The sequence below is a fragment of the Bacillus pumilus genome (assembly GCF_003431975.1).
Classification (GTDB): Bacteria; Bacillota; Bacilli; order Bacillales; family Bacillaceae; genus Bacillus; species Bacillus pumilus_N.
Map to the genome: position 1 here is coordinate 97,615 of NZ_CP027116.1, position 16,024 is coordinate 113,638.

Genomic DNA, 16,024 nt, shown 5'->3' on the forward strand with positions numbered 1-16,024 from the left:
TAATGTGAAGCATGAACATTGTTATCTAGTTTTGAGAGAACATTCTCTCCATCAGGTTTGGTGGCGATAGCGAAGAGGTCACACCCGTTCCCATACCGAACACGGAAGTTAAGCTCTTCAGCGCCGATGGTAGTTGGGGGTCTCCCCCTGTGAGAGTAGGACGCCGCCAAGCTTTTCGAAGGATCAGTTCCATACGGAACTGGTCTTTTTTGTTTTTGAAAAAATCACTTCTATTAAATCACTTTGTAAAGTGAGGAGTGATGATTTAAAAATGCCTCATCGATAGTTAATCTCTCTGTCTGTCTCACTTTCATGTATTTCCATTGAACAGCGCAACTGTTTTATAAATCAGCCGTTCAATTTGTTTAGGGTGAATATGAAAAGCGTAGAAAGAATTTAATAAGAATTTTCTTTGGAAGCCATATATAGTGGGGTGTTTACACAGACAATAGAGCAAGCCGAAGAATATAGAATACTTACAGTTAAATTTTTCGCTCTGAGTAAGAGGAAAGAACAAAGAAAGAATCAACAATTAAAGTGTTACCATTAGTAACACTTTAATATTGAAGGTAGTAAAAAACAGCATCATTTACGAATATTTTTACATGAAAATGATTTATCAGAAAAATAAAATAATGAGAGAATTCCTCCCCTAGATAATTCAGATGAGAAAATACATTGAATAAAACAAGCATATAAAAAGCTCAAAATAGGATAAATTACATCAATAAAGCTTTATTAAGGCCCTTTTTAACAAAAAAACATAAAAAAATGAAAAAAAGACTTTTAAAATGATGAGACAAGTGGTAAACTTCTTTAGGTGCCTTAACGAAAAGGTGAAAGAAACAACGTTAAAATAAATTCAAAAATTATTTTAAAAAAGTCTTTACAAACAATATCCTATCGTTATATAATACTATTTGTCGGATCGAGAGACATTCGAAATGACAACATAATATGGAGGATTAGCTCAGCTGGGAGAGCATCTGCCTTACAAGCAGAGGGTCGGCGGTTCGAGCCCGTCATCCTCCACCATATTTATTCTTACATAATGTTAGGATAGATAAAGCCGGTGTAGCTCAACTGGTAGAGCAACTGACTTGTAATCAGTAGGTTGGGGGTTCAAGTCCTCTTGCCGGCACCACTTTCATATGGTAAGATAGACAAGTCGCTTTTAAAGCGAGCCATTAGCTCAGTTGGTAGAGCATCTGACTTTTAATCAGAGGGTCGAAGGTTCGAGTCCTTCATGGCTCACCATGTTTCATGCGGGTGTGGCGGAATTGGCAGACGCGCTAGACTTAGGATCTAGTGTCTTTATGACGTGGGGGTTCAAGTCCCTTCACCCGCATTGCCAAATAAAATAAAGAAATCCTGTAATGCGGAAGTAGTTCAGTGGTAGAACACCACCTTGCCAAGGTGGGGGTCGCGGGTTCGAATCCCGTCTTCCGCTTATACCATCCACGCCGGGGTGGTGGAATTGGCAGACACACAGGACTTAAAATCCTGCGGTAGGTGACTACCGTGCCGGTTCAAGTCCGGCCCTCGGCATTATAAAATAAGCGCCCGTAGCTCAATTGGATAGAGCGTTTGACTACGGATCAAAAGGTTAGGGGTTCGACTCCTCTCGGGCGCGCCATTAAGATCGGGAAGTAGCTCAGCTTGGTAGAGCACTTGGTTTGGGACCAAGGGGTCGCAGGTTCGAATCCTGTCTTCCCGACCATCTTTTATGGGGCCTTAGCTCAGCTGGGAGAGCGCCTGCCTTGCACGCAGGAGGTCAGCGGTTCGATCCCGCTAGGCTCCACCAATATGATCTTTGAAAACTAAACAAGACAAAACGTACCTGTTAATTCGAGTTTTTATAAAAAAATCCTATGATACATCATAGGTAGTCAGTCAAACGCTGACGAAAAACAAAACTTCGGTTTTGTACTTTTTCGGAGAGTTTGATCCTGGCTCAGGACGAACGCTGGCGGCGTGCCTAATACATGCAAGTCGAGCGGACAGAAGGGAGCTTGCTCCCGGATGTTAGCGGCGGACGGGTGAGTAACACGTGGGTAACCTGCCTGTAAGACTGGGATAACTCCGGGAAACCGGAGCTAATACCGGATAGTTCCTTGAACCGCATGGTTCAAGGATGAAAGACGGTTTCGGCTGTCACTTACAGATGGACCCGCGGCGCATTAGCTAGTTGGTGGGGTAATGGCTCACCAAGGCGACGATGCGTAGCCGACCTGAGAGGGTGATCGGCCACACTGGGACTGAGACACGGCCCAGACTCCTACGGGAGGCAGCAGTAGGGAATCTTCCGCAATGGACGAAAGTCTGACGGAGCAACGCCGCGTGAGTGATGAAGGTTTTCGGATCGTAAAGCTCTGTTGTTAGGGAAGAACAAGTGCGAGAGTAACTGCTCGCACCTTGACGGTACCTAACCAGAAAGCCACGGCTAACTACGTGCCAGCAGCCGCGGTAATACGTAGGTGGCAAGCGTTGTCCGGAATTATTGGGCGTAAAGGGCTCGCAGGCGGTTTCTTAAGTCTGATGTGAAAGCCCCCGGCTCAACCGGGGAGGGTCATTGGAAACTGGGAAACTTGAGTGCAGAAGAGGAGAGTGGAATTCCACGTGTAGCGGTGAAATGCGTAGAGATGTGGAGGAACACCAGTGGCGAAGGCGACTCTCTGGTCTGTAACTGACGCTGAGGAGCGAAAGCGTGGGGAGCGAACAGGATTAGATACCCTGGTAGTCCACGCCGTAAACGATGAGTGCTAAGTGTTAGGGGGTTTCCGCCCCTTAGTGCTGCAGCTAACGCATTAAGCACTCCGCCTGGGGAGTACGGTCGCAAGACTGAAACTCAAAGGAATTGACGGGGGCCCGCACAAGCGGTGGAGCATGTGGTTTAATTCGAAGCAACGCGAAGAACCTTACCAGGTCTTGACATCCTCTGACAACCCTAGAGATAGGGCTTTCCCTTCGGGGACAGAGTGACAGGTGGTGCATGGTTGTCGTCAGCTCGTGTCGTGAGATGTTGGGTTAAGTCCCGCAACGAGCGCAACCCTTGATCTTAGTTGCCAGCATTCAGTTGGGCACTCTAAGGTGACTGCCGGTGACAAACCGGAGGAAGGTGGGGATGACGTCAAATCATCATGCCCCTTATGACCTGGGCTACACACGTGCTACAATGGACAGAACAAAGGGCTGCGAGACCGCAAGGTTTAGCCAATCCCATAAATCTGTTCTCAGTTCGGATCGCAGTCTGCAACTCGACTGCGTGAAGCTGGAATCGCTAGTAATCGCGGATCAGCATGCCGCGGTGAATACGTTCCCGGGCCTTGTACACACCGCCCGTCACACCACGAGAGTTTGCAACACCCGAAGTCGGTGAGGTAACCTTTATGGAGCCAGCCGCCGAAGGTGGGGCAGATGATTGGGGTGAAGTCGTAACAAGGTAGCCGTATCGGAAGGTGCGGCTGGATCACCTCCTTTCTAAGGATATATGGAGCAGTGTGCGTTTTCGTCTTGTTTAGTTTTGAAGGATCATTCCTTCAAGACATGTCTCTAGCGAGACAGGATTGTTCTTTGAAAACTAGATAACAATAAGTAATACATTCACATTGAATGCAATGCAAAGTTCATCACACATAGTGATTCTTTCTAAAGTAAGAAATGGTTAAGTTAGAAAGGGCGCACGGTGGATGCCTTGGCACTAGGAGCCGATGAAGGACGGGACGAACACCGATATGCTTCGGGGAGCTGTAAGCAAGCTTTGATCCGGAGATTTCCGAATGGGGAAACCCACTGCTCGTAATGGAGTAGTATCCATACTTGAATACATAGAGTATGAGAAGGCATACCCGGGGAACTGAAACATCTAAGTACCCGGAGGAAGAGAAAGCAAATGCGATTCCCTGAGTAGCGGCGAGCGAAACGGGAACAGCCCAAACCAAGAGGCTTGCCTCTTGGGGTTGTAGGACACTCTATACGGAGTTACAAAGGAACGATATAAGCGAAGAGGTCTGGAAAGGCCCGCCAAAGAAGGTAACAGCCCTGTAACTGAAATGTTGTTCTCTCCAGAGTGGATCCTGAGTACGGCGGAACACGTGAAATTCCGTCGGAATCCGGGAGGACCATCTCCCAAGGCTAAATACTCCCTAGTGACCGATAGTGAACCAGTACCGTGAGGGAAAGGTGAAAAGCACCCCGGAAGGGGAGTGAAATAGATCCTGAAACCGTGTGCCTACAAGTAGTCAGAGCCCGTTAATGGGTGATGGCGTGCCTTTTGTAGAATGAACCGGCGAGTTACGATCCCGTGCAAGGTTAAGCAGAAGATGCGGAGCCGCAGCGAAAGCGAGTCTGAATAGGGCGCATGAGTACGTGGTCGTAGACCCGAAACCAGGTGATCTACCCATGTCCAGGGTGAAGTTCAGGTAACACTGAATGGAGGCCCGAACCCACGCACGTTGAAAAGTGCGGGGATGAGGTGTGGGTAGGGGTGAAATGCCAATCGAACCTGGAGATAGCTGGTTCTCTCCGAAATAGCTTTAGGGCTAGCCTCAAGGTAAGAGTCTCGGAGGTAGAGCACTGATTGGACTAGGGGCCCCTACCGGGTTACCGAATTCAGTCAAACTCCGAATGCCGATGACTTATCCTTGGGAGTCAGACTGCGAGTGATAAGATCCGTAGTCGAAAGGGAAACAGCCCAGACCGCCAGCTAAGGTCCCAAAGTATACGTTAAGTGGAAAAGGATGTGGAGTTGCTTAGACAACCAGGATGTTGGCTTAGAAGCAGCCACCATTTAAAGAGTGCGTAATAGCTCACTGGTCGAGTGACTCTGCGCCGAAAATGTACCGGGGCTAAACGTATCACCGAAGCTGCGGACTGTTCTTACGAACAGTGGTAGGAGAGCGTTCTAAGTGCAGTGAAGTCAGACCGGAAGGACTGGTGGAGCGCTTAGAAGTGAGAATGCCGGTATGAGTAGCGAAAGACGGGTGAGAATCCCGTCCACCGAATGCCTAAGGTTTCCTGAGGAAGGCTCGTCCGCTCAGGGTTAGTCGGGACCTAAGCCGAGGCCGAAAGGCGTAGGCGATGGACAACAGGTTGATATTCCTGTACCACCTCCTCACCATTTGAGCAATGGGGGGACGCAGGAGGATAGGGTAAGCGCGGTATTGGATATCCGCGTCCAAGCAGTTAGGCTGGGAAATAGGCAAATCCGTTTCCCGTAAAGGCTGAGCTGTGATGGCGAGCGAAATTTAGTAGCGAAGTTCCTGATTCCACACTGCCAAGAAAAGCCTCTAGCGAGGTGAGAGGTGCCCGTACCGCAAACCGACACAGGTAGGCGAGGAGAGAATCCTAAGGTGATCGAGAGAACTCTCGTTAAGGAACTCGGCAAAATGACCCCGTAACTTCGGGAGAAGGGGTGCTTCTTAGGGTGTTAAAGCCCCGAGAAGCCGCAGTGAATAGGCCCAGGCGACTGTTTAGCAAAAACACAGGTCTCTGCGAAGCCGTAAGGCGAAGTATAGGGGCTGACGCCTGCCCGGTGCTGGAAGGTTAAGAGGAGCGCTTAGCGTAAGCGAAGGTGCGAATTGAAGCCCCAGTAAACGGCGGCCGTAACTATAACGGTCCTAAGGTAGCGAAATTCCTTGTCGGGTAAGTTCCGACCCGCACGAAAGGCGCAACGATCTGGGCACTGTCTCAACGAGAGACTCGGTGAAATTATAGTACCTGTGAAGATGCAGGTTACCCGCGACAGGACGGAAAGACCCCGTGGAGCTTTACTGCAGCCTGATATTGAATGTTGGTACAGCTTGTACAGGATAGGTAGGAGCCTTGGAAACCGGAGCGCTAGCTTCGGTGGAGGCATCGGTGGGATACTACCCTGGCTGTATTGACCTTCTAACCCGCTGCCCTTATCGGGCAGGGAGACAGTGTCAGGTGGGCAGTTTGACTGGGGCGGTCGCCTCCTAAAATGTAACGGAGGCGCCCAAAGGTTCCCTCAGAATGGTTGGAAATCATTCGCAGAGTGTAAAGGCACAAGGGAGCTTGACTGCGAGACCTACAAGTCGAGCAGGGACGAAAGTCGGGCTTAGTGATCCGGTGGTTCCGCATGGAAGGGCCATCGCTCAACGGATAAAAGCTACCCCGGGGATAACAGGCTTATCTCCCCCAAGAGTCCACATCGACGGGGAGGTTTGGCACCTCGATGTCGGCTCATCGCATCCTGGGGCTGTAGTCGGTCCCAAGGGTTGGGCTGTTCGCCCATTAAAGCGGTACGCGAGCTGGGTTCAGAACGTCGTGAGACAGTTCGGTCCCTATCCGTCGCGGGCGCAGGAAATTTGAGAGGAGCTGTCCTTAGTACGAGAGGACCGGGATGGACGCACCGCTGGTGTACCAGTTGTTCTGCCAAGGGCATCGCTGGGTAGCTATGTGCGGACGGGATAAGTGCTGAAAGCATCTAAGCATGAAGCCCCCCTCAAGATGAGATTTCCCATTCCGCAAGGAAGTAAGATCCCTGAAAGATGATCAGGTTGATAGGTCTGAGGTGGAAGCGTGGTGACACGTGGAGCTGACAGATACTAATAGATCGAGGACTTAACCTTTATTCTAATGTGAAGCATGAACATTGTTATCTAGTTTTGAGAGAACATTCTCTCCATCAGGTTTGGTGGCGATAGCGAAGAGGTCACACCCGTTCCCATACCGAACACGGAAGTTAAGCTCTTCAGCGCCGATGGTAGTTGGGGGTCTCCCCCTGTGAGAGTAGGACGCCGCCAAGCTTTTCGAAGGATCAGTTCCATACGGAACTGGTCTTTTTTGTGTTTTTAAGAGGTTTGACACCATATAAATGTGGAAATAATATTCTTAGTTGAGCGATTATCTTGAAAAATCGATCGAAAAAATTTATAGTAAGATTAAAGTCAAATATAGTCAAAGTCAATGGAGGAGGAGGCGGAGTGGCACAAAATATTTCTGATATCATCGAGCAGTATTTGAAGGAAGTCTTGGATCAGAATGGTCGAGAAATATTAGAAATTAAGCGCAATGAAATTGCAGATAAGTTTCAATGCGTACCTTCACAAATTAACTATGTTATTAATACACGCTTTACGAGCGAGAGAGGCTATATCGTTGAAAGTAAGCGTGGCGGCGGTGGCTATATCCGCATCATTAAAGTCAAAATGAATGATGAAGTCGACTTATTGAACCACATTATTTCCCAAATATATCATCGTTTATCACAGGCTGCCTCTGATCATATCATCATGCGTCTTGTCGAAAATAATATTTTATCTGAAAGAGAAGCAAAGATGATGATCAGTGTCATGGACCGTTCTGTTTTGCACATTGATTTACCTGAACGTGATGAATTGCGAGCTCGAATGATGAAAGCGATGTTAAATGCTTTGAAATTAAAGTAAAGCGGGTGAAAAGATTGATTTGTCAAGAATGTAATGAGAGACCAGCCACTTTTCACTTTACGAAAGTTATAAATGGAGAAAAACAAGAAATGCACATATGTGAACAATGTGCAAAAGAAAACAGTGATTCATATGCTATGAGTGGAAACCAAGGTTTCTCGATTCATAACTTATTATCAGGGCTATTGAATATTGATCCTAGCTTTACCACAAGTGCTGATAAGGGATCATCCATTTTTCAAGAAGCAAGAGAAGTGGATCAATGTCCTAAGTGTGGCTTAACCTTTCAACAATTTAGAAAAACAGGGCGTTTTGGCTGTGCAGAATGCTATCGTACATTTGATCAGTATCTAAACCCTGTTTTACGAAAAGTCCATAGTGGAAATACAGTCCATAATGGAAAAGTGCCTAAACGAATTGCCGGCAGTCTGCATGTTCGCCGGAAACTTGAGTTGATGCAGCAAGAGCTGAAACAGCTGATTGAACAAGAAGAATTTGAAAAAGCAGCGGAAGTTCGAGATCAAATTCGTGCATTAGAGCATGAGCAATCTCAGCAGAGGGAGGGAGATTAACAACATGTCGCTCCAGCATTTTATTCAAGACGCATTAAGTCAATGGATGAAACAAAAGGGACCAGAAAGTGACATTGTTCTAAGCAGTCGTATCCGGCTTGCGCGCAATCTAGAGCATGTTCGTTTCCCCACTCAGTTTTCTCAAGAAGAGGCTGAAGCTGTTCTCCAGCAATTCGAGCAAAAGTTTGCTAGCCAGGAAGTGAAGGACATTGGAAACTTTGTTCTGATTCGAATGAATGAAACGCAGCCTTTAGCAAAAAGGGTACTTGTTGAAAAGCATTTGATCAGCCCAAACTTAGCAGAATCAAGATTTGGTGGTTGTTTGCTTTCTGAAAACGAAGAAATCAGTGTGATGCTGAATGAAGAAGACCATATTCGGATTCAATGCTTATTCCCAGGCTTCCAACTAGCCAATGCATTAAAAGCGGCTAACCAAGTAGATGACTGGATTGAAGAGCACGTGGATTATGCGTTTTCTGAAAAGCGAGGATACTTAACAAGCTGTCCAACCAATGTAGGTACAGGTATTAGGGCATCCGTCATGATGCATTTACCAGCCTTAGCTCTCACAAGACAAATGAATCGGATTATTCCAGCCATTAATCAATTAGGTCTTGTGGTCAGAGGAATTTATGGTGAAGGCAGCGAAGCAATAGGGAACATCTTTCAAATTTCAAATCAAATGACACTTGGTCAATCAGAAGAAAATATCGTAGATGACTTAAATAGTGTGACCGCTCAGCTCATTGAACAAGAGCGATCTGCACGAAAAGCGTTATATCAAACATCTAAAATCGAACTCGAGGACAGAGTGTACCGTTCCTTAGGGATTTTGTCCAATTGTCGTATGATTGAATCAAAGGAAACAGCAAAGTGTTTGTCAGATGTGCGTCTTGGAATTGATTTAGGTATCATTAAGGGGCTTTCAAGTAATATACTGAATGAACTCATGATTTTGACTCAGCCGGGCTTTCTTCAACAGTATTCAGGAGGAGCTTTGGAGCCAAATGAACGAGATATAAAACGAGCAGCGATTATTAGAGAAAGGCTGCGTTTAGAAATGCATAGGAATGGACAGGAGGATGAAACGATATGATGTTTGGAAGATTCACTGAAAGAGCTCAAAAGGTATTAGCACTTGCACAAGAAGAAGCCATTCGCCTAGGCCATAAGAACATTGGTACTGAGCACATTTTACTAGGCCTAGTACGTGAAGGTGAGGGCATAGCTGCAAAAGCATTAGAAGCACTGGGCCTTGTTTCAGATAAAATCCAAAAAGAAGTCGAAAGCTTGATTGGAAGAGGGCAAGAGGTGTCTCAAGCTATTCCTCATTATACGCCTAGAGCAAAGAAGGTTACCGAGCTTTCAATGGATGAAGCAAGAAAGCTAGGTCATTCCTATGTAGGGACAGAACATATTCTATTAGGTCTTATTCGCGAGGGAGAGGGTGTAGCTGCCCGCGTTTTAAATAACCTTGGAGTGAGCTTAAATAAAGCACGTCAGCAAGTCCTACAGTTGCTTGGAAGCAATGAAACGGGTTCGTCTGCGGCAGGCTCTAATAGCAATGCGAACACACCAACACTAGATAGCTTGGCAAGAGATTTAACGGCTATTGCGAAAGAGGATAGCTTGGACCCTGTCATTGGCCGAAGCAAAGAAATTCAACGTGTCATTGAGGTTCTAAGTAGAAGAACAAAAAATAACCCTGTGTTGATTGGTGAGCCTGGTGTAGGTAAAACAGCCATCGCTGAAGGTCTTGCACAGCAAATTATTCATAACGAAGTGCCAGAAATCCTGCGCGATAAACGAGTGATGACACTTGATATGGGAACGGTTGTAGCCGGAACAAAATATCGTGGTGAATTTGAGGATCGTTTGAAAAAAGTTATGGATGAAATTCGTCAGGCAGGAAATATCATTCTCTTTATCGATGAGCTTCATACACTGATTGGTGCTGGTGGAGCAGAGGGTGCGATTGATGCATCTAATATTCTAAAACCATCCTTAGCACGTGGTGAGTTACAATGTATCGGAGCAACAACCTTAGATGAGTATCGTAAATATATTGAAAAGGATGCTGCGCTTGAGCGACGTTTCCAGCCAATTCAAGTGGATCAGCCGTCTGTTGATGAAAGTATTCAAATCTTAAGAGGACTTAGAGATCGTTATGAAGCACATCATCGTGTGTCTATTACAGATGAAGCGATTGAGGCAGCGGTAAAGCTATCTGACCGTTATATCTCTGATCGTTTCCTTCCAGATAAGGCGATTGATTTAATTGATGAGGCAGGTTCGAAAGTCCGTCTGCGTTCTTTCACAACACCACCTAATCTAAAGGAACTAGAACAAAAGCTGGATGAAGTACGCAAGGAAAAGGATGCAGCTGTTCAAAGTCAGGAATTTGAAAAAGCAGCTTCCCTTCGCGATACAGAGCAGCGTTTACGTGAAAAAGTAGAGGTTACAAAGAAATCATGGAAAGAAAAGCAGGGCCAAGAGAATTCAGAGGTATCTGTAGATGATATCGCAATGGTTGTCTCTAGCTGGACGGGAGTACCTGTTTCGAAAATTGCTCAAACGGAAACAGATAAGCTTCTCAATATGGAACAATTACTCCATTCTCGTGTGATCGGGCAGGATGAAGCGGTTGTCGCTGTAGCTAAAGCTGTGAGACGTGCGCGTGCAGGCCTGAAAGATCCAAAACGTCCGATTGGCTCCTTTATCTTCTTAGGTCCAACAGGGGTTGGTAAAACGGAGCTTGCAAGAGCCCTGGCTGAGTCTATTTTCGGTGATGAAGAAGCAATGATCCGAATTGATATGTCTGAATACATGGAGAAGCACTCTACATCTAGACTTGTTGGGTCACCTCCAGGCTATGTCGGTTATGATGAAGGCGGACAGCTGACGGAAAAAGTGAGAAGAAAACCTTATTCTGTTGTGCTTTTAGACGAGATTGAAAAGGCGCATCCAGATGTATTTAATATCTTACTGCAAGTGTTAGAAGATGGACGTCTTACTGATTCTAAAGGGCGTACCGTTGACTTTAGAAATACGATTTTGATCATGACATCCAACGTTGGAGCTAGTGAACTGAAGAGAAATAAATATGTTGGCTTTAACGTGCAGGATGAAAGTCAGAATTACAAGGATATGAAAGGCAAAGTGATGGGCGAGTTGAAACGTGCGTTTAGACCTGAGTTCATCAACCGTATTGATGAAATCATTGTCTTTCACTCACTTGAAAAGAAACATCTGAAGGAAATCGTATCTCTTATGTCTGATCAATTGACGAAACGATTAAAAGAACAAGACCTTTCAATCGAATTAACGGAAGCAGCAAAAGCGAAGATTGCCGACGAAGGTGTAGATCTTGAGTACGGCGCGCGTCCATTAAGAAGAGCGATTCAAAAGCATGTGGAGGATCGACTTTCTGAGGAGCTTCTGAGGGGGAATATTGAAAAAGGTCAACATATCGTATTAGATGTGGAAGATGGAGAAATTGTCGTAAAAGCGACGGCTGCTACGAACTAATATAGTAAGAAAAAAGTGTGAGGCATACCACTAAGGTGTATGCCTCCCTTTACTTATTTTTTGACCAGTATAAGGAGTTGTATTCTTCAATCTATGGCTAAGACAAAATCAAAATTTATATGCCAATCGTGCGGTTATGAGTCAGCCAAATGGATGGGGAAATGTCCAGGCTGCGGCACGTGGAACAGTATGACAGAAGAGGTCGTCCGCAAAGAGCCGGCAAACCGTCGAAGTGCTTTTAATCATTCTGTCCAAACCATTCAAAAACCTTCACCTATATCTGCAATTGAAACATCAGAAGAACCCCGAATCAAAACGAATTTAGAAGAATTTAACCGAGTATTAGGAAGTGGAATTGTCAAAGGCTCTCTTGTTCTCATTGGCGGAGATCCTGGGATTGGGAAGTCCACATTATTATTACAAGTATCAGCACAGCTCTCAGACAAAAATCAGAATGTATTATACATATCTGGTGAGGAGTCCATTAAACAAACAAAGCTAAGAGCGGACCGCCTCGGCATTGAAAGCGCCTCTTTACATGTTTTGGCTGAAACCGATATGGAGTATATAACGTCTGCTATACAAGAGATGAAACCCGCTTTTGTTGTGGTGGATTCGATTCAAACTGTTTATCAAAGCGATATTACATCCGCTCCTGGATCTGTCTCTCAAGTCAGAGAATGCACAGCACAGCTGATGAAAATCGCCAAGACAAATGGGATTCCTATTTTTATCGTTGGTCACGTGACCAAAGAAGGCTCGATCGCAGGCCCGCGTCTTTTAGAGCACATGGTGGACACGGTGCTTTATTTTGAAGGTGAGCGTCATCATACGTTTCGTATCTTGCGTGCGGTGAAAAACCGATTTGGTTCAACGAATGAATTAGGTATTTTTGAAATGAGAGAGGAAGGGCTCTCAGAAGTATTAAACCCATCAGAAATTTTCTTAGAAGAGCGGTCAGCAGGTGTTTCTGGATCGTGTGTTGTTGCCTCAATGGAAGGAACAAGACCTGTTCTTGTCGAGATACAGGCATTGATTTCCCCGACAAGCTTCGGGAATCCGCGAAGAATGGCCACTGGCCTCGATCATAATCGAGTATCGCTGCTCATGGCAGTTTTAGAAAAACGTGTCGGATTGCTTTTGCAAAACCAAGATGCGTATTTAAAGGTCGCAGGCGGTGTGAAGCTTGACGAACCGGCGATTGACTTGGCTATTGCCGTCAGTATTGCTTCAAGCTTTAAAGACGCAGCGCCGCATCAAGCAGATTGCTTTATAGGAGAGGTTGGTCTGACGGGAGAAGTCAGAAGAGTATCAAGAATTGAACAGCGTGTGCAGGAAGCTGCAAAACTAGGATTTAAGAGAATGTTTATTCCTCAGGCGAATATAGATGGTTGGAAAAAGCCGAGAGGGATTGAGTTAGTTGGTGTAGAAAATGTAGCGGAGGCACTTCGAATTTCACTAGGGGGATCATAGAAATGGAAAAAGAGAAAAAAGGAGCGAGAGAACTCGATCTCTTAGATATCGTACAGTTTGTGGCACCAGGGACACCTCTGCGGGCAGGGATTGAAAATGTCCTGAGAGCCAATACTGGCGGGCTTATTGTTGTTGGTTATAACGACAAAGTAAAGAGTGTTGTAGATGGAGGGTTTCATATTAACTCTGCCTTCTCCCCAGCACACTTATATGAATTGGCGAAGATGGATGGAGCTATTATTTTAAGCGATTCGGGTCAAAAGATCTTGTATGCGAATACACAGCTGATGCCAGATGCAACCATCCATTCATCGGAAACGGGCATGAGGCACCGAACCGCTGAACGTGTAGCAAAACAGACAGGCTGTTTAATCATTGCCATTTCTGAACGTAGGAACGTCATTACCTTATACCAAGGGAATCGACGTTATACGCTCAAAGATATTGGCTTTATTTTAACGAAGGCCAACCAAGCCATACAAACACTTGAGAAATATAAAACCATTTTAGATCACGCCATTTCTGCGTTAAGCGCCCTAGAATTTGAAGAACTTGTGACCTTTGGTGATGTATTATCCGTGCTGCATCGTTACGAGATGGTGCTCAGAATCAAAAATGAAATCAATATGTATATCAAAGAGCTCGGAACAGAAGGCCATTTGATCCGTCTGCAAGTCAATGAACTGATTACAGATATGGAGCAGGAAGCGGCTTTATTTATTAAAGATTACGTGAAAGAAAAGATTAAAGATCCATATGTTCTGCTTAAACAGCTTCAAGATATGTCGAGCTTTGAGCTTTTAGATGATTCCATTCTGTACAAGTTACTTGGCTATCCAGCTTCTACAAATATTGACGAATATGTGTACACAAGGGGCTACAGATTGCTTCACAAAATCCCTAGACTGCCAATGCCAATCGTCGAAAACGTGGTTGAAGCGTTCGGTGTGCTCGATCGAATTATGGAAGCGGATGTACAAGAATTGGATGAAGTAGAAGGAATTGGAGAAGTAAGAGCGAAAAAGATAAAAAAAGGATTAAAAAGGTTACAAGAAAAACATTATATCGACCGCCAGCTATAAGAAGAGAAATTTTTCTGAAATACGATTAAAAATGGATGAATATGGGTATATTAATGATGCTTTTGTTTTCTGTTGAACATGATAGGAAACTTAAACATATATCAATGTCAGGTGAGGGTGGATTGACAGATGAAAAATAAAGGAGGTGAAGGTATGTTAAAAAGAATCGTTCAGGCGTTTTTTATCATTTTAGGTGCAGTTGTGGGGATTTTTATCATTCCAGAAATATTTCTGCTGTTAAATGTAAAGGACATACCTTTCATAACAAATGCTTACTCTTCAGCACTTATAGGAGCTGCTGTGTTCTTTATCATCGGCAAATGGTGCACAGGCTATGTGGTTAATTGGGTGAAATGGATCGAGGATTCTCTATTAAAGGCGCCTCTTCCTGATCTTATATCTGGAAGTTTCGGTTTAGTATTTGGACTTATTCTAGCATATCTTATTGTAAACGTGATCCCGCTAAACAATATCCCATATCATATTTTTGGTACCATTATTCCGATTTTCCTGGCTTTCTTTTTAGGATATCTTGGGTTTCAGGTAGGATTTAAGAAGAAGGATGAAATGATGGGGCTGTTCTCCCGATCTGCAAAGGTCACAAAGAAAAAAGGGGCAGCTGATGATGAACCTGAAATAGAAGATAAAAAGCTGAAAATTTTAGACACAAGTGTTATCATTGATGGAAGAATCGCAGATATTTGTCAAACTGGATTCTTAGAAGGTGTCATGGTCATTCCTCAATTTGTACTGGAGGAATTACAGCATATTGCAGATTCTTCTGATGTATTAAAGAGAAATAGAGGCCGAAGAGGTCTTGATATTTTAAATCGTATTCAAAAAGAATTGGATATCAAAGTTGAAATTTACGAAGGTGACTTTGAAGACATTCAAGAGGTTGATAGCAAGCTTGTGAAGCTCGCTAAATTAACTTCAGGTGTTGTTGTGACAAATGATTTTAATTTAAATAAAGTATGCGAACTTCAAAAAGTAGCAGTGTTAAACATCAATGATCTAGCCAATGCGGTGAAACCGGTTGTGCTGCCTGGGGAAGAAATGAAGGTACAGGTCATTAAAGATGGGAAAGAGCATAACCAAGGTGTTGCTTACTTAGATGACGGTACGATGATTGTGGTCGAAGAAGGGCGCAATTACATTGGAAAAGACATCGATGTGCTCGTCACAAGTGTGCTGCAGACTGCTGCTGGAAGAATGATTTTTGCGAAGCCAAAACTTCTGGAGAAGGCGCTCTAAAGGGAGAACGAACATGTATTATGAAGTAGTTATTCCGGCTGCGGGGCAGGGGAAACGAATGAAGGCCGGCCGCAATAAGCTTTTTATTGAGCTGAAAAGAATGCCGGTTATCATTCATACACTAAAGGTATTTGACGCTCATTCACCATGCAAACGGATGATCCTAGCGATCAATGAAGAGGAGCGTCAAGACTTTGAAAGGCTACTCAAGGTACACGCTTTTCAAACGCCTGTTTCACTTGTCACCGGCGGTGAAGAACGTCAGCAAAGTGTATATGAGGGATTGAAGGCTGTGAAAGATGCGGACATCGTGCTTGTTCATGATGGGGCAAGGCCTTTTATTAAGCATACACATATTGACTTGCTCGTTAAAGCAGCGATTGAAAAAGGCTCCGCAGTTGTAGCGGTACCAGTGAAAGACACAATCAAACGCGTTCAAGAAGGCAAAGTGGAACAAACCATTGAACGTCAGAGCTTGTGGGCAGTCCAGACCCCACAAGCTTTTCGTCATTCTATTTTAAAAGAGGCGCATGAATATGCGGAAAAAGCAGGCTTCCTTGGAACAGATGACGCCAGCCTTGTGGAACAATTACACAGTGAGAACGTGTATATTGTCCAAGGAGACTACACCAATATTAAACTGACGACACCGGATGATTTATTGGTTGCCAAGGCAATTATGGATGCGGAAAGAGGGTACTAG

The 16,024-nt window shown here is 44.8% G+C and carries 8 protein-coding genes, 9 tRNA genes and 4 rRNA genes; all 21 read left to right on the forward strand.

Annotation, left to right across the window (positions count from 1 at the left end; genetic code table 11):
* The first annotated feature begins 56 nt into the window (after positions 1-56).
* The 21 genes from rrf (C5695_RS00505) to ispD all read left to right on the forward strand — a co-directional run bounded on the left by rrf (C5695_RS00505) (position 57) and on the right by ispD (position 16,024).
* Positions 57-172: ribosomal RNA gene (gene rrf / locus C5695_RS00505) — 5S ribosomal RNA — on the forward strand.
* Between the two features lie 787 nt (positions 173-959).
* Positions 960-1,035, forward strand: a tRNA-Val gene (locus C5695_RS00510).
* A 33-nt stretch (positions 1,036-1,068) separates the two neighbouring features.
* A tRNA-Thr gene (locus C5695_RS00515) sits at positions 1,069-1,144 on the forward strand.
* Between the two features lie 37 nt (positions 1,145-1,181).
* Positions 1,182-1,257: transfer RNA gene (locus tag C5695_RS00520), tRNA-Lys, on the forward strand.
* Positions 1,258-1,265: 8 nt separating this feature from the next.
* A tRNA-Leu gene (locus tag C5695_RS00525) sits at positions 1,266-1,348 on the forward strand.
* A 30-nt stretch (positions 1,349-1,378) separates the two neighbouring features.
* Positions 1,379-1,450: transfer RNA gene (locus C5695_RS00530), tRNA-Gly, on the forward strand.
* A 12-nt stretch (positions 1,451-1,462) separates the two neighbouring features.
* Positions 1,463-1,548: transfer RNA gene (locus C5695_RS00535), tRNA-Leu, on the forward strand.
* An 11-nt stretch (positions 1,549-1,559) separates the two neighbouring features.
* A tRNA-Arg gene (locus tag C5695_RS00540) sits at positions 1,560-1,636 on the forward strand.
* A gap of 7 nt (positions 1,637-1,643) precedes the next feature.
* A tRNA-Pro gene (locus C5695_RS00545) sits at positions 1,644-1,720 on the forward strand.
* Between the two features lie 8 nt (positions 1,721-1,728).
* A tRNA-Ala gene (locus C5695_RS00550) sits at positions 1,729-1,804 on the forward strand.
* A gap of 127 nt (positions 1,805-1,931) precedes the next feature.
* Positions 1,932-3,480 (forward strand): 16S ribosomal RNA (locus C5695_RS00555).
* 182 nt (positions 3,481-3,662) lie between these two features.
* Positions 3,663-6,593, forward strand: a 23S ribosomal RNA gene (locus C5695_RS00560).
* Between the two features lie 61 nt (positions 6,594-6,654).
* Positions 6,655-6,770 (forward strand): 5S ribosomal RNA (rrf, locus tag C5695_RS00565).
* The 16S, 23S and 5S rRNA genes sit together here with 9 tRNA genes alongside, the layout of an rRNA operon.
* Before the next feature lie 177 nt (positions 6,771-6,947).
* Positions 6,948-7,412 (forward strand): CtsR family transcriptional regulator, encoded by a 465-nt coding sequence (locus C5695_RS00570; RefSeq protein WP_034323278.1) that lies wholly within the window; start codon positions 6,948-6,950, stop codon positions 7,410-7,412.
* Positions 7,413-7,426: 14 nt separating this feature from the next.
* On the forward strand, positions 7,427-7,984 hold the full coding sequence (locus C5695_RS00575) for a protein-arginine kinase activator protein McsA (protein ID WP_117728233.1): 558 nt from the start codon (positions 7,427-7,429) through the stop codon (positions 7,982-7,984).
* A gap of 4 nt (positions 7,985-7,988) precedes the next feature.
* Positions 7,989-9,080 carry a protein-arginine kinase McsB gene (locus C5695_RS00580; RefSeq protein ID WP_117728235.1) on the forward strand — a complete coding sequence of 364 codons (1,092 nt, stop codon included), beginning with the start codon at positions 7,989-7,991 and terminating at the stop codon, positions 9,078-9,080.
* Positions 9,077-11,512 (forward strand): ATP-dependent protease ATP-binding subunit ClpC, encoded by a 2,436-nt coding sequence (clpC, locus tag C5695_RS00585; protein WP_117728237.1) that lies wholly within the window; start codon positions 9,077-9,079, stop codon positions 11,510-11,512. The genes C5695_RS00580 and clpC overlap by 4 nt, the downstream gene beginning before the upstream one ends.
* Before the next feature lie 93 nt (positions 11,513-11,605).
* Entirely contained in the window at positions 11,606-12,985 is a 1,380-nt protein-coding gene (radA, locus tag C5695_RS00590) for a DNA repair protein RadA (protein WP_117728239.1), read from the forward strand.
* A gap of 2 nt (positions 12,986-12,987) precedes the next feature.
* Positions 12,988-14,067 (forward strand): DNA integrity scanning diadenylate cyclase DisA, encoded by a 1,080-nt coding sequence (disA, locus tag C5695_RS00595; RefSeq protein WP_024425581.1) that lies wholly within the window; start codon positions 12,988-12,990, stop codon positions 14,065-14,067.
* Between the two features lie 153 nt (positions 14,068-14,220).
* Positions 14,221-15,321: a PIN/TRAM domain-containing protein gene (locus C5695_RS00600; protein WP_117732955.1), complete on the forward strand. Its 1,101-nt coding sequence runs from the start codon at positions 14,221-14,223 to the stop codon at positions 15,319-15,321.
* A 13-nt stretch (positions 15,322-15,334) separates the two neighbouring features.
* Positions 15,335-16,024, forward strand: coding sequence for a 2-C-methyl-D-erythritol 4-phosphate cytidylyltransferase (gene ispD, locus C5695_RS00605; protein WP_117728241.1), 690 nt, complete (start codon positions 15,335-15,337; stop codon positions 16,022-16,024).

Excerpts from the sequence above, each read along its gene's own strand:
- C5695_RS00580 (WP_117728235.1), top strand. The coding sequence starts at position 7,989 with ATGTCGCTCCAGCATTTTATTCAAGACGCATTAAGTCAATGGATGAAA.
- clpC (WP_117728237.1), top strand. The coding sequence starts at position 9,077 with ATGATGTTTGGAAGATTCACTGAAAGAGCTCAAAAGGTATTAGCACTT.
- radA (WP_117728239.1), top strand. The coding sequence starts at position 11,606 with ATGGCTAAGACAAAATCAAAATTTATATGCCAATCGTGCGGTTATGAG.
- disA (WP_024425581.1), top strand. The coding sequence starts at position 12,988 with ATGGAAAAAGAGAAAAAAGGAGCGAGAGAACTCGATCTCTTAGATATC.
- C5695_RS00600 (WP_117732955.1), top strand. The coding sequence starts at position 14,221 with ATGTTAAAAAGAATCGTTCAGGCGTTTTTTATCATTTTAGGTGCAGTT.
- ispD (WP_117728241.1), top strand. The coding sequence starts at position 15,335 with ATGTATTATGAAGTAGTTATTCCGGCTGCGGGGCAGGGGAAACGAATG.